Annotated in this window: 24 protein-coding genes; 20 read left to right on the top strand and 4 right to left on the bottom strand. The window is 66.0% G+C overall.

The genetic code is table 11. The features are described 5' to 3' along the window. Positions 1–76: 76 nt before the first annotated feature. Complete coding sequence (locus tag Q0319_RS12135) at positions 77–1,291, bottom strand: MFS transporter (RefSeq protein ID WP_296468235.1); 1,215 nt, start codon at positions 1,289–1,291, stop codon at positions 77–79. A 317-nt stretch (positions 1,292–1,608) separates the two neighbouring features. Between Q0319_RS12135 and uvrA the strand changes: the two genes are divergently transcribed. Beyond that, positions 1,609–4,509 carry an excinuclease ABC subunit UvrA gene (gene uvrA / locus Q0319_RS12130; protein ID WP_296468237.1) on the top strand — a complete coding sequence of 967 codons (2,901 nt, stop codon included), beginning with the start codon at positions 1,609–1,611 and terminating at the stop codon, positions 4,507–4,509. 34 nt (positions 4,510–4,543) lie between these two features. Here the strand turns inward: uvrA and Q0319_RS12125 are convergent, their stop codons facing one another. Next, positions 4,544–5,083: an adenine phosphoribosyltransferase gene (locus tag Q0319_RS12125; protein ID WP_299452836.1), complete on the bottom strand. Its 540-nt coding sequence runs from the start codon at positions 5,081–5,083 to the stop codon at positions 4,544–4,546. 206 nt (positions 5,084–5,289) lie between these two features. On the opposite strand from Q0319_RS12125, the gene Q0319_RS12120 reads away from it, so the two are divergent. The 11 genes from Q0319_RS12120 to Q0319_RS12070 all read left to right on the top strand — a co-directional run bounded on the left by Q0319_RS12120 (position 5,290) and on the right by Q0319_RS12070 (position 14,731). Continuing rightward, entirely contained in the window at positions 5,290–6,306 is a 1,017-nt protein-coding gene (locus tag Q0319_RS12120; protein WP_296468241.1) for a KpsF/GutQ family sugar-phosphate isomerase, read from the top strand. 7 nt (positions 6,307–6,313) lie between these two features. Further along, the gene (locus Q0319_RS12115) at positions 6,314–6,922 is read left to right on the top strand and encodes an HAD hydrolase family protein (RefSeq protein WP_296468243.1); all 609 of its coding nucleotides are present in this window, start codon (positions 6,314–6,316) and stop codon (positions 6,920–6,922) included. Next, entirely contained in the window at positions 6,919–7,536 is a 618-nt protein-coding gene (gene lptC / locus Q0319_RS12110) for an LPS export ABC transporter periplasmic protein LptC (protein ID WP_296468246.1), read from the top strand. The genes Q0319_RS12115 and lptC overlap by 4 nt, the downstream gene beginning before the upstream one ends. A gap of 7 nt (positions 7,537–7,543) precedes the next feature. Then, complete coding sequence (gene lptA / locus Q0319_RS12105; protein WP_296468248.1) at positions 7,544–8,146, top strand: lipopolysaccharide transport periplasmic protein LptA; 603 nt, start codon at positions 7,544–7,546, stop codon at positions 8,144–8,146. A gap of 2 nt (positions 8,147–8,148) precedes the next feature. After that, complete coding sequence (gene lptB / locus Q0319_RS12100; protein WP_296468250.1) at positions 8,149–8,955, top strand: LPS export ABC transporter ATP-binding protein; 807 nt, start codon at positions 8,149–8,151, stop codon at positions 8,953–8,955. Between the two features lie 8 nt (positions 8,956–8,963). Next, positions 8,964–10,442: an RNA polymerase factor sigma-54 gene (locus Q0319_RS12095; protein ID WP_296468253.1), complete on the top strand. Its 1,479-nt coding sequence runs from the start codon at positions 8,964–8,966 to the stop codon at positions 10,440–10,442. 261 nt (positions 10,443–10,703) lie between these two features. Beyond that, entirely contained in the window at positions 10,704–11,033 is a 330-nt protein-coding gene (gene raiA / locus Q0319_RS12090; protein WP_299452827.1) for a ribosome-associated translation inhibitor RaiA, read from the top strand. A gap of 172 nt (positions 11,034–11,205) precedes the next feature. Beyond that, on the top strand, positions 11,206–11,682 hold the full coding sequence (gene ptsN, locus Q0319_RS12085; RefSeq protein WP_296471159.1) for a PTS IIA-like nitrogen regulatory protein PtsN: 477 nt from the start codon (positions 11,206–11,208) through the stop codon (positions 11,680–11,682). 40 nt (positions 11,683–11,722) lie between these two features. Next, positions 11,723–12,652 (top strand): HPr(Ser) kinase/phosphatase, encoded by a 930-nt coding sequence (hprK, locus tag Q0319_RS12080; protein ID WP_296471161.1) that lies wholly within the window; start codon positions 11,723–11,725, stop codon positions 12,650–12,652. Between the two features lie 85 nt (positions 12,653–12,737). Next, complete coding sequence (rapZ, locus tag Q0319_RS12075) at positions 12,738–13,676, top strand: RNase adapter RapZ (protein WP_299452822.1); 939 nt, start codon at positions 12,738–12,740, stop codon at positions 13,674–13,676. Between the two features lie 2 nt (positions 13,677–13,678). Next, entirely contained in the window at positions 13,679–14,731 is a 1,053-nt protein-coding gene (locus Q0319_RS12070) for a septal ring lytic transglycosylase RlpA family protein (RefSeq protein ID WP_299452819.1), read from the top strand. Between the two features lie 144 nt (positions 14,732–14,875). On the opposite strand, the gene rsmI is transcribed toward Q0319_RS12070, so the two are convergent. Then, a complete protein-coding gene (gene rsmI / locus Q0319_RS12065) occupies positions 14,876–15,811 on the bottom strand; it encodes a 16S rRNA (cytidine(1402)-2'-O)-methyltransferase (protein ID WP_296470071.1) in 936 nt (311 codons plus the stop codon). 26 nt (positions 15,812–15,837) lie between these two features. Here rsmI and Q0319_RS12060 point away from each other — a divergent pair, with 26 nt between their 5' ends. The 7 genes from Q0319_RS12060 (at position 15,838) to Q0319_RS12030 (ending at position 21,664) form a co-directional block, all read left to right on the top strand. Then, positions 15,838–16,362: a YraN family protein gene (locus Q0319_RS12060; protein ID WP_296470068.1), complete on the top strand. Its 525-nt coding sequence runs from the start codon at positions 15,838–15,840 to the stop codon at positions 16,360–16,362. A gap of 186 nt (positions 16,363–16,548) precedes the next feature. Beyond that, positions 16,549–17,139, top strand: a complete 591-nt coding sequence (locus Q0319_RS12055; RefSeq protein ID WP_299452814.1) for a phosphoheptose isomerase — start codon at positions 16,549–16,551, stop codon at positions 17,137–17,139. Continuing rightward, the gene (locus tag Q0319_RS12050) at positions 17,139–17,795 is read left to right on the top strand and encodes a BON domain-containing protein (protein WP_296470062.1); all 657 of its coding nucleotides are present in this window, start codon (positions 17,139–17,141) and stop codon (positions 17,793–17,795) included. The genes Q0319_RS12055 and Q0319_RS12050 overlap by 1 nt, the downstream gene beginning before the upstream one ends. Before the next feature lie 110 nt (positions 17,796–17,905). Then, positions 17,906–18,442, top strand: coding sequence for a TlpA disulfide reductase family protein (locus tag Q0319_RS12045; protein ID WP_296470059.1), 537 nt, complete (start codon positions 17,906–17,908; stop codon positions 18,440–18,442). Between the two features lie 71 nt (positions 18,443–18,513). Then, on the top strand, positions 18,514–19,335 hold the full coding sequence (locus Q0319_RS12040; RefSeq protein ID WP_363322274.1) for a Kdo hydroxylase family protein: 822 nt from the start codon (positions 18,514–18,516) through the stop codon (positions 19,333–19,335). 467 nt (positions 19,336–19,802) lie between these two features. Beyond that, positions 19,803–20,768, top strand: coding sequence for a tripartite tricarboxylate transporter substrate binding protein (locus Q0319_RS12035; protein WP_296467146.1), 966 nt, complete (start codon positions 19,803–19,805; stop codon positions 20,766–20,768). A 125-nt stretch (positions 20,769–20,893) separates the two neighbouring features. Continuing rightward, the gene (locus Q0319_RS12030) at positions 20,894–21,664 is read left to right on the top strand and encodes a phytanoyl-CoA dioxygenase family protein (RefSeq protein WP_299452809.1); all 771 of its coding nucleotides are present in this window, start codon (positions 20,894–20,896) and stop codon (positions 21,662–21,664) included. A gap of 9 nt (positions 21,665–21,673) precedes the next feature. On the opposite strand, the gene Q0319_RS12025 is transcribed toward Q0319_RS12030, so the two are convergent. Beyond that, entirely contained in the window at positions 21,674–22,588 is a 915-nt protein-coding gene (locus tag Q0319_RS12025) for a LysR family transcriptional regulator (protein WP_296467151.1), read from the bottom strand. A 98-nt stretch (positions 22,589–22,686) separates the two neighbouring features. On the opposite strand from Q0319_RS12025, the gene Q0319_RS12020 reads away from it, so the two are divergent. Continuing rightward, positions 22,687–23,811: a muconate/chloromuconate family cycloisomerase gene (locus tag Q0319_RS12020; RefSeq protein ID WP_299452806.1), complete on the top strand. Its 1,125-nt coding sequence runs from the start codon at positions 22,687–22,689 to the stop codon at positions 23,809–23,811. Positions 23,812–23,816 lie beyond the last annotated feature (5 nt).

Raw genomic sequence — 23,816 nt, 5'->3', positions numbered from 1 at the left:
GCATGAAAGAAAAAACATCATTGGTTGAAAATGCGGCTCCCGCAATACGGGCTCGCGCGTAGATGGGACAAAAGGCTCAAGTCGCCGAGCGGGAAGCCCGGTCCGGTCGCCCCGAGACGCGTGCCGGCAAAGGTTTCATCCCCCAGGCCGCCAGCAGCCACATCGCCGCCAGGACGGCCGCTGCCTGGAACACGGAATCCGGCCCTAGGCGGGATGCCAGCGCTCCGCCCAATGCTCCGCCCAAGAACAATCCGATGGCCTGGCTCGTATTATAGAAACCGAGCGCCAGGCCCTTGAGCGCAGGCGGGGCAACCCGCGATACGAGCGAAGGCTGCATGGCCTCCAGGATATTGAAGACGGAGAAGAAAGCGATGAGCGCCGCGACCAGCCAGGCGAAATGGCGCTGCGCCCAGGCAAAGAACACGCATACCAGCACGAGCCCGGCGATCGCCGCCAGCATGGTCTTGCGATGCGTGGCAAAGCGCTCGGTCACGCCGATCACGGGCACCATGACGACAAACGACGCCAGCACGACCGGAAGATAGACCTTCCATAGGGCGCCCGCCGCAAGGCCACCGGTTTGGGCCAGCGCCGCGGGCACCACGACGAACAAAGCGACCTGGATCAGGTGCAGCGTAAAGACGCCCAGGTTCAGGCGCAGCAAATCCGGGTGGGCCACCACGCCGGATAGCGAAGCGGGGGCGGAGCCGACGGTGCGCGGCGCCTCCGGCACCACCCAGGCCGCGATCCCGAGCGCCGCCACACCCAGCGCTGCAATGGTCCAGAACAGGCCGGTCAGGCCGCCCCACCCCACCAGTACCGGCGCCGCCACCAAAGAAACCGCGAAGGTCAGGCCGATGGAAGCGCCTATCATCGCCATGGCCTTGGTCCGCACCTCGTCGCGCGTTGCGTCCGCCAGCCACGCCGTCACGGCGGCAGATATCGCGCCCGAGCCTTGGATAGCCCGCCCGAGGGTAATCCAGAACAGATCGTTCCCCACGGCGCAGATGATGCTGCCGACGACGAAGAGCACCAGGCCGAACACGACCACAGGACGGCGCCCCCATTTGTCGGATGCCAGGCCGAACGGAATCTGCATGAACGCCTGCGTCAAGCCATACATGCCGAGCGCCAGCCCGACCCGGGCGGCGTCGTTGCCGCCCGGCAGCTCTTTCGCGGCCACGGCGAACACGGGCAGGAGCAGAAAGAGCCCGAGCATGCGGCACATGAAGAGCGCCGCCAACGAAAGCCCGGCACGGCGTTCGAAGGGAGTCATCCGGAAAGCGGTCATCGGCCCGCCCCGCACGCGGCGGCAGGCGCAGCAGCCGAAGGCTGCGCCGAGCCAAACCCGCTCCGCACTTGATCCAATACGAGTTTCTTCGTCATGTCACCCATCGCTGTCGCCGGCCGCCAGCGATAGCACCGGCGCCGCACCCCCTGCCTCTCCCTTCCCCCGTTGGATCGCGGCCGCGCCAATCCTGGGGAAGCGGCCTGGCCGCGCGAGGGGCATTCCACTGACACTGCCCCTTGAGGGGGAGCGCGTAAGCACGCACGGGGGGGTTATATTACCAAGTTGGCTTTCTGCCGGACCGGCTCGGGAAAGGTTTGATGGATGTCATTCGCATCAGGGGCGCACGCACCCACAATCTGAAAAACGTATCGCTGGAACTGCCTCGCCACCAGCTCGTGGTGATCACGGGGTTATCGGGCTCCGGCAAGTCGTCCCTGGCTTTCGACACCCTCTATGCCGAAGGGCAGCGCCGCTACGTCGAGAGCCTCTCGGCCTACGCCAGGCAGTTCCTGCAGCTGATGGACAAACCTGAGGTGGATTTGATCGAAGGGCTGTCGCCCGCGATCTCCATCGAGCAAAAAGCGGCCAGCCACAACCCCCGCTCGACCGTGGGCACGGTCACGGAAATCCACGACTACCTGCGACTGCTGTTCGCACGCGTCGGCACGCCCTATTGCCCGGAACACAACCTGCCCTTGCAGGCGCAGAGCATCAGCCAGATGGTCGATATCACGCTTGCCCTGCCCGCCGAGACCCGCTTGGCCATCCTGGCCCCGCTCGTGCGCGACCGCAAGGGCAGCTTCGAGGATGAGCTGGCCAACCTCCAGGCGCAGGGCTTCGTGCGGGTGCGGGTGGATGGCGAGATGCTGGACATCGACCGCGCTCCCCCGCTCAAGAAGAACGAAAAGCACAATATCGACGTGGTGATCGACCGGCTGCGCGTGCGGCCCGACGCCCAGCAGCGCCTCGCCGAGAGCTTCGAGACGGCGATCGCGCTGGCAGAGGGCCGGGCCATCGTGCTGGAGATGGACGCCGACGGACCGGGGCGCGAACACCTCTTCTCCAGCCGCTACGCCTGCCCGGTTTGCGGCCACAGCCTGCCCGAGCTCGAACCGCGCCTGTTCAGCTTCAACAACCCCATCGGCGCGTGCCCCAGCTGCGACGGCATCGGCCACGTCGGCTTCTTCGACCCGAAACGGGTCGTGGCTTTCCCCGAACTGAGCCTGGCCGGAGGGGCGATACGCGGCTGGGACCGCCGCAACCCCTTCTACCACCAGCTGCTGACCAGCCTGGCGGCCTTTTACGAATTCGACGTCGAGACGCCCTTCGAAGAACTGCCGGAAACCATCCAGCAGCGGGTACTGTTCGGTTCGGGCGACGAGGAAATCGCCTTCACCTACGTCAACGAAAAAGGTCGCACCACCGTGCGCACGCACCCGTTCGAAGGGGTCATCCCCAACCTCGAGCGGCGCTGGCGGGAAACGGACTCCCCGACCGTTCGCGAGGAGCTCGGCAAGTACCGGAACATCAAGACCTGCCCCGACTGCGGCGGCTCGCGCCTGCGCGCGGAGGCACGCCACGTCCGGGTCGGCGAGGGGGACTACGGCCGGGCCATTTTCGAACTGGAAGCCTTGCCCTTGGCCGAATGTCAGCGGTGGTTCGAGCACCTCACGCTCACCGGCTCCAAGCGCGAGATCGCGGACCGCATCGTGCGGGAGATCCTGGCGCGCCTGACTTTCCTGAATAACGTGGGCCTGGGCTATTTGTCGCTGGACCGCAGCGCCGACACCATCTCTGGCGGCGAGGCCCAGCGCATACGCCTGGCGAGCCAGATCGGCTCGGGGCTGACCGGCGTGATGTACGTGCTGGACGAGCCGTCCATCGGGCTGCACCAGCGCGATAACGACAGGCTGATCGAAACCCTGCGCCACCTGCGCAACCTGGGCAACAGCGTGATCGTGGTCGAGCACGACGAAGACATGATCCGCGAAGCCGACTGGGTCGTGGACATGGGGCCGGGCGCAGGCGAACACGGTGGCCAGGTCGTTTCGCAGGGAACGCCGGCCGACATCGTGGCCGATCCGAACTCGCTCACGGGCCAGTACCTGAGCGGCAAAAAATCCATCCCCATTCCGCCCCGCCGGCCCGTGCGCGGCGCAGACCTGCCCTGGCTGGAACTGAAAGGCTGCACCGGCAACAACCTCAAGGGCGTGGACCTGCGCATCCCCGCCGGCCGCCTGGTATGCGTGACCGGCGTGTCGGGGTCGGGAAAATCCACACTGGTCAACGACACCCTGGTCAATGCGGTTTCCCGGCACCTCTACAACAGCCAGACGGAACCGGCGCCGTACGAATCCATCGACGGGCTGGAACACTTCGACAAAATCATCAGCGTGGACCAGAGCCCCATTGGCCGCACCCCGCGCAGCAATCCGGCCACCTACACCGGCCTGTTCACGCCGATACGGGAGCTCTTCGCCGGGGTACCCGAAGCGCGGGCGCGCGGCTATGACCCCGGCCGCTTCAGCTTCAACGTGAAAGGCGGCCGCTGCGAGGCCTGCCAAGGCGACGGCGTCGTGAAGGTGGAAATGCATTTCCTGCCCGACATCTACGTGCCATGCGACGTCTGCCACGGCAGCCGCTACAACCGGGAAACGCTGGAAATCCGCTACCGCGGCCGCAACATCAGCGAGGTGCTGGACCTCACGGTCGAGCAGGCGCTGGAGTATTTCGACGCGGTGCCCGCCATCGCGCGCAGGTTGCAGACCTTGATCGACGTCGGGCTGGGCTATATCCGCCTGGGGCAAAGCGCCACCACGCTGTCGGGAGGCGAGGCGCAGCGCGTGAAGCTATCGCAAGAGCTATCCAAGCGGGGCACTGGCCGCACCCTCTACATCCTGGACGAACCGACGACGGGCCTGCATTTCCACGATATTTCCCTGCTGCTGCGCGTGCTGGGACACCTGGTGGACGCCGGCAACACCGTGGTCGTGATCGAACACAACCTGGACGTGATCAAGACGGCGGACTGGATCATCGACATGGGCCCGGAAGGCGGCGATGGCGGGGGGCGCATCGTGGCCGAAGGAACGCCGGAAGACATCGCCGCAGCGGCAGGCAGCCACACGGGCCGCTACCTGAAGAAATACCTCGCCCCGGGCGCAGCGGCCGAATCCTCGCCGCCCGCGCGCGCCGTCCGCCGGCGCAAGACCGGGTGAGGCGTTCCGGCGCGGCTGAAGGAACCGCCCCGCCTCACTCCTCGAATTCGCAAACGGTGTAAAGGCTCAGGCCCGAGCCCCGTATGGCCTGCGACCCGCCCAACTTGGGCAGGTCGATGACTGCTGCCGCTTCGACCACATTGGCGCCCAGCCGCTGCAGCAGCTTCATGCCGGCGAGCATGGTTCCCCCGGTGGCGACCAGGTCGTCGACCAGCAGCACGCGCTGGCCGGGCCGCACCGCATCGGCGTGCATTTCCACCGAGTCACTGCCGTATTCCAGGGAATACTGCTCGGCGATGGTGTCGAACGGCAGCTTGCCTTTCTTGCGGATGGGAACGAATCCCAGGTTCAGTTCGTGCGCGATGACACTGCCGACGATGAACCCGCGTGCGTCGATGCCTGCCACCAGGTCCAGCCGCTGGTTCATGTAACGGTACACGAACAGGTCGATCAGCACCCGGAAGCTGCGCGGATCCTGCAGCAGGGGGGTGATGTCGCGAAACAGCACGCCAGGCTTGGGCCAATCGGGCACCGTGCGGATGCGGTCGCGGATGTAATTCGGATCCAGGAACATGGCGGACTCGGCGAAGAATCGGATCAGGACCAGGGTTCGGCAACCCGGCGCGCAACACGCAACTGTACCCCAAAGACGGCAAAAGCAAGGATCGTGCCCTTGCTACTATACTGGTAGATCGTCGCAATTGAACGGCCGTCGCCGTCCCTTGGCCGGCGTGAGGCGCTTTTTTCGCCGCCCCCCGGGGCGGCGGCCCGGACTCAATCATGAACACCTCAGACAACGGCACGTCCAACCCGTACGTTCCCGGCGCTCCCGGCTCGGTCGACGTCATCGGCTCGGCCCGCAGCACCCTGGCAGTGGAGATCGAGGCGCTCCAAGCGCTGTCGCAGCGCCTGGACCGCACTTTCGAGCGGGCGGTGGACATGATCCTCGGCTGCCGCGGGCGCGTAGTCGTGAGCGGCATCGGCAAATCCGGCCACATCGCGCGCAAGGTCGCCGCGACCCTGGCCTCCACCGGCACCCCCGCCTTTTTCGTGCACGCGGCCGAAGCAGTCCATGGGGACCTCGGCATGATCACGGCCAATGACGTGCTCATCGCCATTTCGTATTCCGGGACGACCGCCGAGCTGCTCACCATCGTCCCGGTGGTCAAGCGGCTGGGCTCGAGCCTGATCGCCATCACCGGCAATCCCGACTCCGAGCTCGCGCAACTGGCCGACCTGCACCTGGATGCCAGCGTCCCGCAGGAGGCCTGCCCCATGAACCTTGCCCCCACGGCCAGCACCACCACGGCGCTGGCGCTGGGCGACGCCCTGGCGGTCGCCTGCCTCGAGGCGCGCGGCTTCGGGCCGGAGGATTTCGCCCGCTCGCACCCGGGCGGCGCGCTCGGGCGGCGCCTGCTGACCCACGTGCGGGACGTCATGCGCACCGGGCGCGACGTGCCGACCGTTCAAGTCACCGCATCCGTCACCGATGCCCTGGAAGAGATCACCCGCAAGAGCATGGGCATGACCGCGGTCCTCGACGGCGAACGGCTGGTGGGCATTTTTACCGACGGCGATTTGCGTCGCCTGATAGAACGAGAAGGCGACATCCGCCACTTGACGGTGGTCGCCGGCATGACCCGCAACCCCCTATACATCGGTCCGGATGCGCTGGCCACCGAGGCGGCTGCGCTGATGGATGAAAACCGCAAGAACCAGTTGCTGGTGCTCGACGCGTCCGGCAAGCTGGTCGGCGCCCTCCACACTCACGACCTGATGGCTGCAAAGGTGCTCTGACGTTCCCATGGCGATTCCCCTCACTCCCCACCCGGCAGAAGCCCTCATCCTGGCACGCGTGCCACAGGACGTGCGCGAGCGCGCTGCGCGCCTGCGCATGATGATTTTCGACGTCGACGGCGTGCTGACCGACGGCCGGCTCTATTACGGCGAGCACGGAGAAACCGTCAAGCGCTTTCACGCACTGGACGGATTCGGGCTGCGCATGCTGCACGAAAGCGGCGTGGAAGTCGCGTTCATGACGGGCCGCGAGTCTCCCACGGTGGCCCGGCGCGCGGCCGAACTCGGCATTTCGGAGGTGCAGCAGGGCATCCGGGACAAGAACGCCGCCGTGACCGCCCTCGCCCAGCGCCACAACCTCGAGTTGGATGAAATCGGCTTCATGGGCGACGACATCATCGACCTGGCGGCCATGCACCGCGTCGGGTTTGCCGCCAGCGTGTCCGAAGCGCCGGTCTACATCACGCAGGCGGCGCACTGGGTCGCCTCCCGCCCCGCCGGTGGCGGCGCGGCCCGCGAGTGCTGTGACTTGATCCTCGCCGCCCAGGGCCGCCTGGGCGGATACATCACGAGCCGCGCGCGCACCACGCTGATGGCCTCGGGATCGCCGCAATGAAAGACCGCATCGCCTCGGGCGTCTCCATCGCATTGCTGGCCGCCCTGGTGGCAGGCACCTGGTGGGCGGCCGACTATGCGCGCCGCGCCGTGGCGGAGGACCCGCCGCGACGCCTGACGCACGAAATCGATTCCTACGTCGAGGAATTCGTCATGGTGCGCAGCGACGAAAACGGCATGCCGACGACGCGGATGGAAGGCGACCGCCTGGTGCACTATCCGGACGACGACTCTTCCGAAGTCACGCAATTCCGCGCCGTCAGCCAGCGGCCCGAGCGGCCCACGATGACCGCAACCTCGCACCACGCACGCATGGACCAAGACGGCGCGCGCGTGGTCATGCGCGGCGACGTACACCTGCGCCGGCTGCCCGGGCACGGACGCTCGGAACTCGACATACGCAGCGAAGAGATCACGCTTTTGCCCGACGACGACGTTGCCTTCACGGACCTACCCGCCACGATCGTGAACGGGACCACACGCATACAGGGCCGGGGCATGCGCTACGACAACGTCTCGCGCGAACTGAAGGTGGACAACCAGACGCGGGTACAGATACAGCCCAACAGCGCGCGGCCGCCCGCCCCGACCAGGCGGCCGCCATCCAAGGGATAAGCCTACCGTGCCAAACTATCGACTCTCCCGGATCGTCTTTCATGCCGCGATCGCGCTGGCCGTTGCCTGGGCCGGGCAGGCAGTCGCGGCGCGCGCAGACAGTTCACAGCCGACGACGGTCGACGCCGACTCGCTGCGCTATGACGACTTGAAACAGACCTCCATCTTCACCGGCAACGTCGTGCTGACAAAGGGATCGCTGATCCTGCGTGCCGACCGGCTGGAATTGCGCGAAGACCCCGAGGGCTACCAATACGGCGTGGCCACGGCCAATCCCGGCAAGCTGGTCTATGTCCGCCAACGGCGCGAAGGCAAGGACGAATACATCGAAGGCGAAGGCGAACGCGTCGAATACGACGGCCGCAACGAACTGATCCACTTCATCTCCAAGGCCGTGGCAAGGCGCCTCGAATGCGAGCAGATGGTCGACGAGGTGCGCGGCCAGCGCATCACTTACAACCAGCGCACCGAAACCTACACCGCGACCGGTGGCCCCCAGGCGCCCACGCCCAACCGCCGCGTGCGCACCGTCATCCAGCCGCGTGGCCAGGCAGCCGACGGCACGCCGGCCGCGGGTTGCCCCGCAACGCCGGCCAAGGGGTCCCGTTGAACATGGCGCAACGCACCGAAACCGGAAACGCGGCCCCGACCCGGCGCCCCGAGGAGTCCGAAAGCAGCCAGGGACGGCTGCGCGCCGAAGGGCTGCGCAAGTCCTATCAAAACCGCACCGTCGTCAAGAACGTATCGCTGCACGTGGACGGCGGCGAAGTCGTGGGATTGCTGGGCCCCAACGGCGCCGGCAAGACCACGTGCTTCTACATGATCGTCGGGCTCGTACCGGCTGACGCGGGCAGCATCGACATCGACGGTGTGCCCGCCACCAGCCTGCCCATCCACAAGCGCGCACGGCTGGGGTTGTCCTACCTCCCCCAGGACGCGTCCGTGTTCCGCCGGCTCAACGTCGAGCAAAACATCCGCGCCGTGCTCGAGCTGCAGCACAACCCCGACGGCTCAGTGCTGACTGCGCGCCAGGTGGACGAGCACCTGGAATCCCTGCTCGACGAATTGCAGATCGGACACATCCGCAGCAACGCGGCGATATCGCTGTCGGGCGGAGAGCGGCGGCGCGTGGAAATCGCCCGCGCGCTCGCCACCAACCCCCGGTTCATTCTGCTGGACGAACCATTCGCCGGCGTGGACCCCATTGCCGTCATCGAAATCCAGCGCATCGTGCGTTTCCTCAAGAGCCGCGGCATAGGCGTGCTCATTACCGACCACAATGTGCGCGAGACGCTGGGCATCTGCGATCGGGCCTACATCATCAGCGACGGCACGGTGCTCGCCAGCGGACATCCTGAAGAAATCGTTGGCGACCCGGCCGTGCGCCGGGTCTATCTGGGAGAACATTTCCGCATGTAGCGGTGCCCATGCTCAAGACCGGTCTTCAACTCCGCACTTCCCAACACCTGGCGCTGACGCCGGCGCTGCAACAGTCGATCAAGCTGCTGCAGCTGTCGACGCTCGAACTCGAACATGAGATCGAGCAGATCTTGCAGGAGAACCCGCTGCTCGAACGGGAAGACGAACCCGTCGCCGGCGCATTGCGCGTCGACGCGGACGGCAGCATGCATGCCATCGCGCCCAGCACGTCGGCCGCCGACGCCGAAAGAGAAAACGGCGGCGACGATGGCGCCGTCTCGTCGGATGATGCGCACGAACTGCACGACGCCCCCTCCCTGCACGAGATGCCGCGCGCGGGAGGAGAACATGACGACGACACCGCGCCCCAGCTGGCCGCTCCCTCCGCCTCGCTGCGCGAATTCTTGCTCGGGCAATTGGCCCTGACGCAGGCGACGCGACGCGACGCCGCGCTGGTGACGGCATTGATCGACGAGTTGGACGACAACGGTTATCTCGAAACGCCGCTGGAGGAGCTGGCCAGCCTGTTCCCGCCCGAGCTGGAAATCGACATGGACGAATTGCGCTCGGCGCTGCGGCTGCTGCAATCGTTCGAGCCCGCAGGCGTCGGTGCGCGCAATATCGCCGAATGCCTGTCGCTGCAATTGCGCGACCCAGACCTCAATTGCCTGCCCGAGGCGCGCGACCCCGACGTGCTGGCATTGGCACGCAGCATCGCCGCCGAACATTTGTCCCTGCTCGGTGCGCGAGACTATGCCAAGCTGCGCAAGGCGCTCGGATGCACCGACGACCAGCTGCGGGCCGCGCAAAGCCTGATCCGCAAGCTCGATCCGAGGCCGGGCGCGCGCTACTCCACGCCTGCCGCAGACTACGTCGTTCCCGACGTCATCGTGCGCAAGATCGGCAATCAGTGGCGCGCCACGCTCAACAGCGAAGCCGTGCCTAAACTGCGCATCAATCAGATGTACGCGCAGATCCTCAAGTCCGAACGCAGTTCCGCACATCCCGGGCTGTCGTCGCAACTGCAAGAGGCGCGCTGGCTGATCCGCAACGTCCAGCAGCGCTTCGACACCATCTTGCGCGTCGCCCAAGCCATCATCGACCGCCAACAAGGTTTCCTCAACCATGGCGAGGTGGCCATGCGCCCCCTTGTATTGCGCGAAATAGCAGATACACTAGGGTTGCATGAGTCGACGATCTCGCGCGTGACCACGCAGAAATACATGCTCACGCCGCTGGGAACGTTCGAGCTCAAGTACTTCTTCGGCAGCCACGTTGCCACGGAAACCGGCGGCGCGGCGTCGTCCACGGCGATTCGCGCGCTGATCAAGCAACTCATCGGAGCGGAGGACCCAAAACAGCCACTATCCGACAGTCAACTTGCTCAGATGCTCGGAGAACAGGGAATCGTCGTTGCGCGGCGCACGGTGGCCAAATACCGCGAAGCCCTCAAGATTCCCCCCGTTTCTTTGCGCAAAAGCATCTGAAGCGGCTCTCGCAAAACGCGGTGCTGACTATTCATCACGGAGACTAGGGTTAGACCGTACTTGAAAGCCTCGAACTCAGGCGCACTTTCAGGTTAACCGCTGAATTGCATGTGCCCGCCACTTCGATTGCGTGGCAATCCGCCGGACATCCGGCCGCGACGCAAGCAAAGTGGCACGCGCGTGCCACGATGCGCCGGTGCCCGCGGACACCGGCGCCGGCCCGGGAGCATTCCCGGTACATCGCATCAAGGAGGGCTTTACATGAACCTGAGCATCAGCGGACATCACCTCGTCGTGACTCCGGCCATCCGAGAGTATGTTCTGAACAAGCTCACGCGGGTGTTGAGGCATTTCGACAATGTCATCGACATCCAGGTGCTGCTTTCCGTGGAAAAATTGCGCCATACCGCAGAAATCACCTTGCACATGCGGGGCAAGGACGTTCACTGCGAGGCCCAGGAAGAAAACCTCTACGCCGCCATCGACACGCTGGTGGATAAAGTCGACCGGCAAGTCATCAAATACAAGGACAAGTTCCTACGCCCACGGCCCGAAGAAGCGCCCAAGAGGCAACTCGCCGCTGATCTGTAATCGAATGGAGTAGCCCCGGCGGCCGCTAGGCCGCCTTTCCAGACGCGCGGCCCCCGGGCCGCCCCGGGGGTGGGCCTCCCCCCGCCCCCTGGCTATAATCGACCCAATCTTGGAAAGATGTCGCCCGGCTTCCCCCCTGCGGACGGATCCCAACGAAGCCGGCGCATATGTTATGAACCTGATCTCGCGGATACTCCCCCCTTCCAACGTGCTGCTTGACCTGGAAGTCACCAGCAAGAAGCGCGTGTTCGAACAAATCGGCCTGTTGTTCGAGAACAATCACGGCATTGCCCGCTCGGTCGTGTTCGACAGCCTGTTTGCTCGCGAACGGCTCGGATCCACCGGCCTCGGCCAGGGCGTCGCCGTTCCCCACGGGCGGATCAAGGGCCTGACCGACGCCGTCGCGGCGTTCGTGCGGCTCTCGCAGCCCATCAACTTCGATGCGCCGGACGGCAAGCCCGTGAGCCTGCTGGTCGTCCTGCTCTGCCCCGAACAGGCTACGCAAGTCCATCTGGAGATCCTATCCGAACTGGCGCAGATGCTTTCCAATCGCGCGCTGCGCGAGGCCCTGGCCACCGAACCTTCGGCCAGTGCGATCCACTCGCTGCTGACGCATTGGGAGCCGGCCCAGTTCAACGCCGAGGCCTGATCCCGACCGCCCGGTCGGGCGCCTCTTTTCGTGTGCCCCGATGCTTACTATCGAAAACCTGGTCGACGACACGACCGACAAGATTTCCTTGAGTTGGCTGGCAGGGCGCGCCAACGCAACGCGGTCGCTGCCCGACACCTGCCTGGCGGCGGCTGACCTGGTCGGCCACCTCAACCTCATCCATCCGACCCGCATCCAGGTTTTCGGGCACGAGGAACACGCTTTCTACGGACGGCTGGAATCCCGCCGCCGCGCACATCACCTGGATGAACTGCTCACCAGCGGCGTCCCCGCCATCATCATCGCGGATGGCCTGCCTGCCCCGGCCGACCTGCTCGAGCATTGCGAGCGTCGCGGCGTCCCCCTGCTCGCCTCCCCCCGTCCGGCAGCGCAGGTCATCGACCTACTGCGCATCTACCTCGCCAAGAAACTTGCCCCAGTCACGACCGTGCACGGGGTATTCCTGGACGTGCTCGGCATGGGGGTGCTGATCTCCGGGGAATCCGGATTGGGCAAGAGCGAGCTGGCGCTGGAACTGATCTCGCGCGGACACGGCCTGGTGGCCGACGACGCCGTGGAATTCTCCCGCATCGCCCCGAACATCATCGAGGGCCGCTGCCCGCCGCTGCTGCAAAACCTGCTCGAGGTGCGCGGCCTCGGCCTGCTCGACATCCGGGCGATCTTCGGCGAAACCTCCGTACGGCGCAAGATGAAGCTCAAGCTCATCGTCCACTTGGTGCGCACCACGTCGCCGGAGGCCCACTTCGAGCGCCTGCCGCTGCAGGCCCTGACGCAGGACGTACTGGGGCTGCCCATACGCAAGGTGGTACTGCCGGTGGCGGCGGGCCGCAACCTTGCGGTATTGGTCGAAGCGGCAGTGCGCAATGCCATCCTGCAACTGCGGGGCATAGACACCCTGACCGAGTTCATGGAACGGCAGATGGAAGCCATCCAAAAGGGAGCCGAATAGGGAAACGGCCCCCTTCCGGCGCTTCATCCGCGCCGCAGTGGTATCGTTCTCTACGCGTCCCTCTCACCGACAAGCAGACCAGACTGTGCTACGCGTCGTCTTCATCACAGGCATCTCCGGCTCCGGCAAGTCGGTTGCCCTTCGTACGCTGGAAGACGCGGGTTACAACTGCGTCGACAACCTTCCCGTTCGCTTCCTGCACGATTTCATCGCTTCGGCCCACGACGATGGCCTACAGCGCGTAGGCGTATCCATCGACGCGCGCTCGACCGGGGCCATCGCCAACCTGCCCGACACCATCACGTCGCTGCGGGCGCTGGGTGCCGAGATTCGGGTCGTGTTCCTCGACGCCGATACGGGCACGCTGGTCCAGCGCTATTCCGAATCCCGGCGCCGCCACCCGCTCACCGACCGGCTCTTCCGAGAAGGCATCGCCCCATCGATCGAAGCCTGCATCGCGCACGAACGCGAATTGCTGGGTCCGCTGCGGGAACTCGGGCATGTCATCGACACCACCGGGCTGACGCCCTCGCAATTGCGTTCATGGATACGCAATGTCGTCCAGGCCGACACCGTCCCGCCGGTCCTCACCTTCGAATCCTTCGCGTTCAAAGAAGGCGTGCCGCTGGATGCCGACCTGGTCTTCGACGTGCGCTGCCTGCCCAACCCGCACTACGACCCGGTACTGCGGCCGCTGACGGGGCGCGACGCGCCGGTGGCGAGCTTCTTGGCCGCGATTCCCAACGTTGGCCGCATGATCGACGACATCGCCGGCTTCATCCGCACCTGGCTGCCGGAGTACATGCACGACACACGCAGCTACCTGACCGTGGCCATCGGCTGCACGGGCGGCAAGCACCGGTCCGTTTACGTGGTGGAACAGCTGGCTGCCATGTTCGCCGGCCAGGGTCAGGTACTGGTGCGCCACCGTGCGCAAAAACAATTCGACCTTTATGATCCTGGCGGCGGCCCCGCCGATCCGGGGCCACCTCCCAGATCGACCACGCCTTCAGCAGGACCTTGACGATGATTCGACCCGACCGGACCCCGAGCCTTGGCCACCCAGCAGCATCCAGCCGCCAACCTCGCGGGAGTTCCAGTCTGTTATGGATCGCGCTTTGCGTCACCGTCGCACTCGCCGGATGCAGCAGTGCCCCCACCAAGGCCCCTTCGGGCTCGGCCTCCCGCGGAGGGGGTTATTACAAAGACGACGGCCCGCCCGATAGCCCGCCCGCCAACCTGGACCAAGTCCCGGACCCGCTTCCGGCGGTCGAACCGCTGGCCAGTGGCCCGAACCGTCCTTATGTCATCTTCGGCAAGCGCTACGTGCCCGCGACATCCCTGCAGCCATACAAGGTACGCGGCATCGCCTCGTGGTACGGACGCAAGTTCCACGGCGCACGCACGTCGAATGGCGAAATCTATGACATGTATGCGATGACGGCGGCGCACACGACGCTGCCCATCCCAAGCTACGCCCGCGTCACGCGGGTCGCGACCGGCAAGTCCGTGATCGTGCGGATCAACGACAGGGGGCCGTTCCACGACAACCGCATCATCGATCTTTCCTACACGGCTGCGTACAAGCTGGGCCTGCTCGAAGCGGGTAGCGGTGAAGTGGAAGTCGAGCTCCTGCTGCCGGATGAAATCGCGCGCATCCGCGCGGAGCGCAGCCATGGCACGATGTTGGCCGCGGCACCCGACGCCGCGGCATCGAGCAGCGGGGGCGCGGTCCAGGCCATGCCGGTCGCGGCCCCGGCGCCGATCACCCAGGTGCAGGAACTGCCGCCGGCCCCGGCACCTTCGGCACTCGACCCGGCCACGGCGACCGTCTCCTCCCCGGCGCAATCGGGCGTTTTCCTGCAGCTCGGCGCCTTCAGCGGTCCCAGCAATGCCCAAGCCCTATTGGCCCGCCTCAAGGCGCAACTTCCGGACTGGACCGAGCCGCTACGCATCGTCAATGCCGACAACCTGCACCGCGTCCACATCGGCCCCTATCCTTCGCGTGAAAGTGCGCAGGCGGCGGCGCAGCGGCTACAGGCCCGCCTCGACATCGTGCCTCTCATCGTGACGCGCTGACCGCTCGCGGCGCGGGCCGGCGCGCCCGCGCGGCCAAGGCCAGGACAATCCTGCCCCGGTGAGGGGCTATCCGACGAGGCGCAAGCGCGGCATGCTTGCGCCAGAGCCTTCATCGCGCCCCCCATGCCTGCCGGAGAATCCGCCCTAAACGTCTTTCCCCTTGAGCTGCAACGCCCGCGCATACAGAGCGTCGCGCGGCGCGCCGGTGATGCGCGCTGCGACCTTGGCACTGTCGCGCACGCTCAGGACCTCCAGCAACGCCTCCAGCACCTCATCCGTCCGTGCGTCGAACTGCGCGGCGTCCGACGGCGGCGCCTCCCGCACGATCAGGACGAACTCGCCCTGTGCCCGCTGCGGATGGGCCGCGAGCCAGGCCGGCGCCTCGCCGAGCGGCAAGGTGGCGATTTCCTCGAATCGTTTGGTCAGTTCGCGCGCCAGGGTCACCTCGCGCCCCGGTCCGCAAACCGCCAGCAAGTCCCCCAGCGTCGCGGCCAGGCGATGGGGCGCCTCATACATGGCAACCGGCGCCGGCAATGCGCACCACTGTGCCAGCCACCGCTGCCGCGCTGCCGATTTGGGCGGCGGAAATCCCGCGAAAACGAAAGCCGGGTTCTCGTCCGAGGTCGCGCCGCTGGCCATCAAGGCGGCAATGACCGCGCTCGCGCCGGGCACGGGTACTACCCGGTACCCCGCCGCCGCAACCTCGCGCACGATGCGCGCTCCCGGATCGCTCACGCCCGGCGCACCGGCATCGGAAACCAGCGCGACGCGCTCCCCGGCAGACAGGCGGCCGAGTATGGCCTGCGCTGCCTGGGCTTCGTTGTGACGATGCGCCGACATGAGCGGCGTGTCGATGCCCCAGGCCTCCAGCAGCGCGCGCGACGTGCGGGTATCCTCGGCCGCCACCACGTCGGCCCTACGCAAGCAAATTTGGGCCCTCAGGCTCAGGTCGCCGAGGTTGCCAATGGGCGTGGCCACCACATAGAGGGCGGATGCTGGCCAATCCTGCGCCTCTACCTTTTCGGCGAGCCTGGCCCAGGCGCCGGCGTGGGGCCTGCTTGGGTCGAATTCATGTTCCATGCCCCGAGCATAACGCGAGGACAGGCATGACGTCCGAGCGCACGCCACGCCCGGACGGCGAGGCCATGCCCCCCATCGACTCGGCCTTTGCCCGGGCACACGCGGCGCAACGACAGGCGCTGCGCCGCCGACGAGGCAAACGGCACGGCGGCCGACGCGGCCAAGACGAGGCACCTCGCCGGTCGCCCTCTCAACAGGCGGGCGACCGCGCCGAACGGCGCGCCCTGGACTACCTGACGGCGGCGGGCCTGCAACCGGTCGCGCGCAACTTCACGTGCCGGGCGGGAGAAATCGACCTGATCATGTGGCATGGCCCGGTACTGGTCTTCGTCGAGGTCCGGGCGCGCGCCGTCGACCGCTACGGCGACGCAGCCGCCACCGTGGGTCCCGCCAAACGACTGCGCCTGGAGCGCGCGGCACGTTGCTTCCTCCATACCCGTTGGAGGGGGCCGCTGCCGCCCTGCCGCTTCGACGTGCTTGCCTTCGACGCCGAACGGCCGCCTCGGTGGATCCGGCACGCCTTCGAGGCAGGGCATCCTGCCGGGGGATGAATCCGACGACTCGGGACAGGCCCACGAGCGGGGACGTGCCTCTCCACGGCCGAGGGGAACCAAACGCGGCCCGGCTGCTCGAACCCGGGTCGCCGGCAACGGCGGCCCGTTGCGGCCGGTTACAGTGGTCACACTTGCCGGCCTGCCGTGCACACCGGCCGCTTCCCCGCATGAGATAATTCCTTCATGGACCTGATCGCCCGCATTTCTGCCCATTTCCGCGACGCCGTCGCCCTGTTCGAACACTGCCAGGACACCCTGTCCGCCCCCACCGCCGCCGCCGTGGACGCACTGGTGTTCTGCCTGACCAACAACGGCAAGATCCTGGCTTGCGGCAATGGAGGCTCCGCTGCCGACGCCCAGCACTTCGCCGCCGAATTGGTCGGCCGCTTCGAACGCGACCGCCTGCCTTTGGCCGCCATCGCCCTCAACACCGACAGCTCCATCCTCACCGCTGTCGGCAACGATTTCGGCTACGACCGCGTGTTTTCCCAACAAGTCAATGCGCTCGGCCAACCCGGCGACGTGCTCGTGGCCATTTCCACCAGCGGCAACTCGGCCAACGTCATCGAAGCCATCGAAGCGGCCCATTCGCGCGAAATGCGCGTCATCGCCCTGACCGGCAAGGGGGGCGGGAGGATCGGCCAGATGCTCACCGAAGACGACGTACACCTTTGCGTGCCGCACGACCGCACGTTGCGCATACAAGAAGTCCACATCCTGCTGCTGCACGCCATGTGCGACGGCATCGACGCTCAACTGCTGGGAGATCTCTGATGTTTCGCAAACCGGCCATTTCGCTCCGCCCGCTGATGCTGGCGGCCATGGTGGCAACTTCCGCATGGGCCGTGTCGGCCTGCGCACCCGTGGTATTGGGAAGCGCCTACGTCGGCACCATGGCCGCGACCGACCGCCGCACCGTCGGCATCCAGGTCGAAGACAAGAACATCGAGCTCAAGGCCGCCAATCGCCTCTCGGGCCGCTACGGCGAGAAGGGCCATATCAACGTCAACTCCTATAACCGCAAGGTGCTGCTGACCGGCGAAGTCCCGGACGAGGCTGCCAAACGCGACGCCGAAGAGCAAGTGCGGGGCGTGGAGAACGTGCGCGCCATCGTGAACGAGCTGCAGATTGGCATGCCGACCTCCCTGGCCACCCGCTCGAACGATCTCTTCATCGAAGGCAAGATCAAGGCCTCGCTGGTCGACGCCAAAGACCTGTTCGCCAATTCCTTCCGCATCGTCGTAGAGAACGGCGTCGCCTACCTGATGGGACGCGTGACCGAGCGGGAAGGCAAGCGCGGCGCCGAGATTGCCGCCGGCGTGAGCGGCGTGAAGAAGGTCGTCAAGGTGTTCGACTACATCACGGAAGAGGAACTGCAAAACCTCGCCAAGGTGAAGGCCGAAGAGGAAGACGGAGCGGGCGGGCGCTAAGCGCGAACCGCCGCAGGGCGCCGCGCACGCCGCACCTATAATGATGTTGGATGGGGCGGCCGCGACGCTTTGCCGGCCGCGCAGCCGCCCTGCGTGGAGGACAGACGGATATGCCTACTTCAGCCCGTATCAACACAGCCGCGCGCCAACGCGGTGCCGCCAAGCTCGCCGCAATCTTCGCGGCCGTGCTGCTGGCTGCAGCCGGCGCCTGGCTGGCGCTGGCGCCGGCCGCCAAGATGCCCGACACCACGTTCACTTCCATCGAGGGCGAGAAGATCCCGGCTGAAAGCCTGCGCGGCAAGGTCGTGCTCGTCAACTTCTGGGCGACCAGTTGCACGACCTGCGTCAAGGAAATGCCAATGATGGTCGAAACGTACAAGAAGTACGCACCCCGGGGCTATGAGATGATCGCCGTGGCCATGAGCTACGACCCGCCGAACTACGTGCTCAATTTTGCGCAAAGCCGCCAACTGCCGTTCAAGGTTGCGCTCGACCCCATGGGGGAAATCGCCCGCAGCTTCGACGACGTCAAGCTCACGCCCACCTCCTTCCTGATCGACAAACAAGGCCGCATCATCAAGCGATACCTGGGCGAACCCGACGTGGCCGAGTTCCACGCCGAGATCGAAAAGGCGCTGGCCGGTTGAACAATCGCACCATGGCCGCATCTTCCCGAATCATCGTCATCGACCACGCCTCCTGGGACGCCGCGCCCGGGATGGACGCCGCCCCCTCGCCGGCAGCGGAGCTGGAAGAAGGCAAGGTGCTGTATTTTCCGCGACTGCGCTTCGAGCTGACGGATGCGGAAACCGCCTTGCTCGACCCCAGCCTGGTCGATCCCAAGCGCAAGAACATCAGCCTCAACGCCGTCACCGGCAAGCTGACCGGCGTCGCCGTGGAGGACGAGCGGCGCGACGCCATAGGCGCGCTGGTCCGGCGCTACTACGAAACCACGCGTCGCTTCCTGGATCGTCTCTTGCCTCACTACGCCGCCCACCTGCACGCGCCGACCACCAGCTTGCGGCTGCACCGCATCGGCACGTGGAAGATGTCCTGGCGCAAGGACGACTCGCGGCTGCACGTCGACGCGTTCCCTTCGCGCCCCGTGGGCCAGCAGCGCATCCTGCGCGTCTTCAACAACATCAATCCGCATGGCGATGCGCGCCGCTGGCGCGTGGGCGAGTCCTTCGAGACGTTGTCCGCGCGCTACCTGCCGCAGATCCCGCCCTATCGTCCCGGCGTGGCCTGGCTACTGCACAAGCTGCACGTCACCAAGAGCCGGCGCAGCGCCTACGATCACATCATGCTGCAGCTGCACGACCGCATGAAGGCCGACGCCGACTACCAGCGCAACGGTCCGCAAGAAAGCATTGATTTCCCTCCCGGCAGTACCTGGATCTGCTTTTCCGACCAAACGCCGCATGCGGCGATGACAGGCCAGTTCATGCTGGAACAAACCTATTTGCTGCCGGTCTCGGCCATGGAGAACCCAGAGCGCTCGCCGCAGCGCGTGCTGGAAAGGCAGCTGGCCTCAGCCTGACCGATCCGCTTCGGGCAAGCGCGCGTCGCGATGCGTGCGACCGCGCACCGGCGCGGCCGGAGCGCGTCTGCATTCGACCCGCACCCGCACGCAAGTCTTGCCCGGCCACGCCGGGCGCAATCGTCCAGACGGCATCGGTGCGCGCCACGCAGGCGGTGCGAATACCCCGGAAAGTGTCTCTATGGGGCCCGGCCTATGTGCACCCCGCCCCCGTCGGCATGTGACAGCCCCTCTCGCGACATGCGCCCGCCCCCCCTGGGCCGATGCGCGGCAATGGCGACCAGACATTGCCGCGGGCGCAGCTTGATGCGCCCCTCCCGATGCCAATGCGTGCTTCGTTCATGTATGCGTGCCGCCATTTCCAAGAACGATGACCAAACAGAAATCAACGCTCCTGATTTTTCATTTTTCATGACCAACCCGGAAAACTACACTTCCCCCAAACAGCATTCCAAAGGAGCGAGACGATGCGTGCCATACGGACCGTTTTCCTGGCCATCACTCTTTCTTCCGCATTCGCGTGCGCGCACGCCACGACAGACTATCCCGCCAAGGCGGTGCGCGTCCTCGTGGGCTCGCCTCCCGGCGCACCCTCGGACCTAGTGGCCCGCATCCTCGCCGATGAATTGGGCCGCCGCCTCAAGCAGGCCTTCGTGGTGGAAAACCGGCCCGGCGCCAATAATGGCCTCGCGGCGCAGCTGGCGGCCAAATCGCCGCCCGACGGATATACCTTGCTCGTGACGCCCGACACGGTGGTGACGGTCAATCCGCTCGTATACACGAAGATGGATTTCGACCCCCGTACCGATCTCGCGCCTGTCGCCTTGGTGGCGAACTTCAACCAGATGATGGTGTGCAACGCCGCGCTCGGGATCACGTCGATGAAGCAACTGATGGACCGCGCACGCTCGTCCTCCATGACGTACGCCTCGGGCGGGCCGGGTTCGCCCGGCCACCTGGCTGCCGAACTCGTGCTCCGCGGCGCCGGCGTCTCGATGACCCACATCCCCTTCAAGGGACCGAGCCCCGCCACGACCGCCGTCATGGGAGGCCAGGTCGACTGCGGATTCCTCGCTACGCCCACCGTCCTGCCTCACATCCAATCCGGCCGGCTGTCAGCCCTGGCCGTCTCTTCCGCGCGCCCTTCTCCCATGGCGCCCTCCATCCCTACCTTGCCGCAGGCCGGACTGCCCGGCATCGACGCGTCCTTCAATCAATACCTGATGGCGCCCAGCGCTACCCCCGCAGCGCTTCTCCAAACCCTTCAACGGACGGTGTCCGAGATATTGAACGAGGAATCCGTGCGCCAAAAATTGACTTCGCTCGATCTCACGCCCGTGGGCTCGACGGGAACGGAAGCCGAAGCAACGCTCCGGCGCGACGCGCAAAAATGGGCTGACGTCGTCAAGCGCATCGACATCAAGCTGGAATAGGCCTGCGGGCGATGCGAGGGCGCCCCACAATTCAAGGCTGAGGGCCCCAGGCCCGGCGCGCAGGCTTTCCTTTGCAATTCGGCGTATGCTAGTGAACCTCGTGACTTTTTGCCTCGTTCAGCAGTATGGCTAGCCTGTCCCGCGATGAACAAATCGAGGCACTGCGCCGGGACGGCCTGGTGGTAGTGCGCAATTTCCTCGATGCCTCGCGTTGCGCCGCGTTGCTGCAGATTGCGCGCGCCCAGCTCAATGCGCACATCGAGCCCATCGAATACGAAGCGGACCTGGGCTATCCCGGCGCGCCGCCGTCGCGCGACGCCGAAGGCGGAAAAACCGTGCGGCGGCTCCTCGATGCATGGTCGCGCGACGAAGCCTTCCGGCAGTACGCCACGTCTGCCCCCATCCGCGAATGGATGGCAGCGTACTTCGGCGAACCGGCCAAGCTTTCGCTGGCACACCACAACTGCATCATGACCAAGCATCCGCGGTTCGGCACATTGACCGGATGGCACCGCGATTTCCGCTATTGGGCGTTCGAGCGGGACGACATGGTTTCGGTCTGGCTGGCGCTGGGTGACGAATTCGACCGCAACGGCGCCTTGCACTTCGTGCCCGGCTCGCATCTCGAACGCATCGACGCCTCGCGGTTCGATGAGAAAAAATTCTTCCGCGACGACCTTCCCGTCAACCGGCCGGTGATCGAACGCGCCATCGTGCCGGAATTGCATGCCGGCGACGCAGTGTTTTTCCACTGCAATACCCTGCACGCGGCGGATCGCAACAGCACGGACGAAGTGAAATTCTCGGTCGTCTTCACTTATCACGCCGCGAGCAACCGCCCGCTGCCGGGCACGCGGTCGGCCGCCAAGGGCAGCGTGCACCTGGAAAACGCCTGACGCCCAGGCCTACGCGCGAAACGCCTCCGCATCCTTCGTCGCGAGCCCGGCAGCCAGCGCCTTGGCCTGCACGAGGAAGGGCGACCGATCGTCTTTGCGGCAACTGACAATGACCGGGGAGGTAAAACCTGCCGTCGCCAGGGGCAGATAGACGATATCGTCGCGCTGCAACCGCTGCACGGAAGCGGGCACGACCGTCACGCCCAATCCTGCCGCCACGAGGCCTATCGCCGTCTGCAGCTCATTGGCCTCCTGGATGACTTGCAACGCCCAGCCTGCGGCCCTGAACAAGCCCAGCACGTGATCAGCATAGCTCGGGCGCGGCCGGGCGGGATACAGGATGAACGGCTGGCCCGCCAGCTCCGCCGCGCCCACGGCCCCGTGCGCCGGGCGCGCCGCCAATGCATGGGATTTCCCCACCACTGCGACCAACGGTTCGGCCATCAGCACTTCGCGTTCGACATCCGGGTCATCGAACAGGATGCGGCCGAAACCGATGTCGATGCGCCCGGACTTGAGCGCTTCCATCTGCTGCAGCGTCGTCATCTCCGACAACCCGACGTCCACGTGCGGATCGGCGCTGCGCAGGCGTCGTATCAGCTCGGGCACGAAGCCGTATAGCGTGGAAGGCACGAAGCCGATGCCAAACCAGCGTCGCCCCTGCTGGCCGATGCGGCGCGTCGCATCGACGACCTCCTGCAGCCGCGTGGTCAACTGGAGCGAATGCTCGAGCAGGAAGCGCCCGGCCTCGGTCAGGCGCAGGGAGCGGCCGGTGCGCTCGAACAAAAGCACGCCGAGCTCTTCTTCCAAGGCCCGGATCTGGCGGCTGAGCGGCGGCTGCGCCATGTGCAGCTTTTCGGCGGCGCGGGTGACGTTCATTTCCTGCGCCACGGCCTGGAAATAACGAAGTTGCCTGAGATCCATCGATACCTTTTAGGTATGGAAAACGACAAATATAGTCTTGGACGGGTGAAAAATCGAGATTCATACTGAATTCCAGCACTTTCTATGACTGGAATAGTATGGTTTTGCCGTATATCGAGTCGATCGAAGCCATTTTGGTCGACCTTCCCACGATCCGCGCCCATCAACTGGCGATGACGGTCATGAACGTCCAGACCCTCGTGATCGTGCGGCTACGCTGCTCGGACGGCATCGAAGGATTGGGCGAAGCCACGACCATAGGTGGCCTGAGCTACGGCGAGGAAAGCCCCGAAGGCATCAAGGTGGCCATCGACACGTATTTGGCCCCGGCCCTCCTGGGCCAAAACGCCGCCAACGTGCTGGCTGCCGTACAGCGCATGGAGAAGGCCGCGCGGGGCAACACCTTTGCCAAGTCGGCGCTGGAAACCGCATTGCTCGACGCCCAGGGCAAGCGCCTGGGCGTCCCCGTCTCCACCTTGCTGGGCGGCGCCGTGCGCGACACCGTGCCCGTGCTGTGGACACTGGCCAGCGGCGACACGCGCCGCGACATCGAAGAGGCCGAAGCGCTGCTCGACGCGCGCCGCCACGATACGTTCAAGCTGAAGATAGGCCGCCGCTCCGTGGCCGAAGACGTAGCCCACGTCTGCGCCATCAAGCGCGCGCTCGGCAAGCGCGCTCGCGTCACGGTAGACGTCAACCAGGCGTGGAGCGAGTCCCAGGCAGCGGTAGGCATCGCGCAGCTGGAAGAGGCCGGGGTAGACCTCGTCGAACAGCCGGTACCGCGCGCGCACCGCACCGGCATGGCGCGGCTGGCGGCTCGCTTCGTCATCCCCATCATGGCCGACGAGGCGGTGCAGGGCCCCGAGGATGCGATGGCCATTGCGCGCGAAGGCGCCGCGGACGTGCTGGCGATCAAGATCGCCAAGTCAGGCGGCCTCTATGGTGCGCTGCGCACCGCGGCGGTCGGCGACGCCGCCGGCATCGCGCTATACGGCGGCACCATGCTCGAGGGCAGCATCGGCAGCGTTGCCGCCGCCCATGCCTTTGCCACGCTACCGCGCCTGGAATGGGGCACGGAATTGTTCGGGCCCCTGCTGCTGGTGGACGACGTGGTCCGCGAGCGCCCCGCCTACGCAGATTTTTCGATGCGGCTGCCCACCGGCCCCGGGCTCGGACTGGCGATCGACGAAGACAAGCTCAACCGCTATCGCCGCGACCGCTGAGCCGG

Origin of the sequence: uncultured Pigmentiphaga sp. (assembly GCF_937950555.1) — a bacterium.
Classification (GTDB): Bacteria; Pseudomonadota; Gammaproteobacteria; order Burkholderiales; family Burkholderiaceae_B; genus Pigmentiphaga.
The sequence above is the reverse complement of the archived record's forward strand: the minus strand, read 5'-3'. Positions and strand labels throughout refer to the sequence as shown.

What these genes read in the sequence shown, in the direction of transcription:
- Q0319_RS12135 (WP_296468235.1), bottom strand. Translation starts at nt 1,291, where the DNA reads ATGACCGCTTTCCGGATGACTCCCTTCGAACGCCGTGCCGGGCTTTCG.
- uvrA (WP_296468237.1), top strand. Translation starts at nt 1,609, where the DNA reads ATGGATGTCATTCGCATCAGGGGCGCACGCACCCACAATCTGAAAAAC.
- Q0319_RS12125 (WP_299452836.1), bottom strand. Translation starts at nt 5,083, where the DNA reads ATGTTCCTGGATCCGAATTACATCCGCGACCGCATCCGCACGGTGCCC.
- Q0319_RS12120 (WP_296468241.1), top strand. Translation starts at nt 5,290, where the DNA reads ATGAACACCTCAGACAACGGCACGTCCAACCCGTACGTTCCCGGCGCT.
- Q0319_RS12115 (WP_296468243.1), top strand. Translation starts at nt 6,314, where the DNA reads ATGGCGATTCCCCTCACTCCCCACCCGGCAGAAGCCCTCATCCTGGCA.
- lptC (WP_296468246.1), top strand. Translation starts at nt 6,919, where the DNA reads ATGAAAGACCGCATCGCCTCGGGCGTCTCCATCGCATTGCTGGCCGCC.
- lptB (WP_296468250.1), top strand. Translation starts at nt 8,149, where the DNA reads ATGGCGCAACGCACCGAAACCGGAAACGCGGCCCCGACCCGGCGCCCC.
- Q0319_RS12095 (WP_296468253.1), top strand. Translation starts at nt 8,964, where the DNA reads ATGCTCAAGACCGGTCTTCAACTCCGCACTTCCCAACACCTGGCGCTG.
- raiA (WP_299452827.1), top strand. Translation starts at nt 10,704, where the DNA reads ATGAACCTGAGCATCAGCGGACATCACCTCGTCGTGACTCCGGCCATC.
- ptsN (WP_296471159.1), top strand. Translation starts at nt 11,206, where the DNA reads ATGAACCTGATCTCGCGGATACTCCCCCCTTCCAACGTGCTGCTTGAC.
- hprK (WP_296471161.1), top strand. Translation starts at nt 11,723, where the DNA reads ATGCTTACTATCGAAAACCTGGTCGACGACACGACCGACAAGATTTCC.
- Q0319_RS12070 (WP_299452819.1), top strand. Translation starts at nt 13,679, where the DNA reads ATGATTCGACCCGACCGGACCCCGAGCCTTGGCCACCCAGCAGCATCC.
- rsmI (WP_296470071.1), bottom strand. Translation starts at nt 15,811, where the DNA reads ATGGAACATGAATTCGACCCAAGCAGGCCCCACGCCGGCGCCTGGGCC.
- Q0319_RS12060 (WP_296470068.1), top strand. Translation starts at nt 15,838, where the DNA reads ATGACGTCCGAGCGCACGCCACGCCCGGACGGCGAGGCCATGCCCCCC.
- Q0319_RS12055 (WP_299452814.1), top strand. Translation starts at nt 16,549, where the DNA reads ATGGACCTGATCGCCCGCATTTCTGCCCATTTCCGCGACGCCGTCGCC.
- Q0319_RS12050 (WP_296470062.1), top strand. Translation starts at nt 17,139, where the DNA reads ATGTTTCGCAAACCGGCCATTTCGCTCCGCCCGCTGATGCTGGCGGCC.
- Q0319_RS12045 (WP_296470059.1), top strand. Translation starts at nt 17,906, where the DNA reads ATGCCTACTTCAGCCCGTATCAACACAGCCGCGCGCCAACGCGGTGCC.
- Q0319_RS12040 (WP_363322274.1), top strand. Translation starts at nt 18,514, where the DNA reads ATGGACGCCGCCCCCTCGCCGGCAGCGGAGCTGGAAGAAGGCAAGGTG.
- Q0319_RS12035 (WP_296467146.1), top strand. Translation starts at nt 19,803, where the DNA reads ATGCGTGCCATACGGACCGTTTTCCTGGCCATCACTCTTTCTTCCGCA.
- Q0319_RS12030 (WP_299452809.1), top strand. Translation starts at nt 20,894, where the DNA reads ATGGCTAGCCTGTCCCGCGATGAACAAATCGAGGCACTGCGCCGGGAC.
- Q0319_RS12025 (WP_296467151.1), bottom strand. Translation starts at nt 22,588, where the DNA reads ATGGATCTCAGGCAACTTCGTTATTTCCAGGCCGTGGCGCAGGAAATG.
- Q0319_RS12020 (WP_299452806.1), top strand. Translation starts at nt 22,687, where the DNA reads ATGGTTTTGCCGTATATCGAGTCGATCGAAGCCATTTTGGTCGACCTT.